We start from the raw sequence: 274 nt of genomic DNA on the forward strand, positions 1-274 counted from the left end.
TCCATTACCTTAGTGAGTCGTCTAACATCACTATACATCGGGACTTTAGGGTTACTGTATGCCGTACTAATAAAAAATGTTTGTCGGTTACTGGTTTGAACTTGTCCAGAAGTGACCTTAGAAATCACATCTGAATTAAAATTTTCATCCCCGTATTCATCCACAGTGGCAAAAAGAAAATGAAACGCATCTAATTGAGCACTCCCGGCGGTCATTCGTAATATTTGGTTTTGAGTTTTTGTGGATTTCAAAACATCATCATTAATCGCAATGT

The 274-nt window shown here is 37.2% G+C and carries 1 pseudogene; it reads right to left on the reverse strand.

Annotation, left to right across the window (positions count from 1 at the left end):
* Window positions 1-274, reverse strand: a pseudogene (locus tag CBI42_RS13060) (terminase large subunit); the annotation flags it as partial.

Origin of the sequence: Streptococcus sp. KR (genome assembly GCF_002238115.1) — a bacterium.
In the GTDB taxonomy this organism is placed as follows: domain Bacteria; phylum Bacillota; class Bacilli; order Lactobacillales; family Streptococcaceae; genus Streptococcus.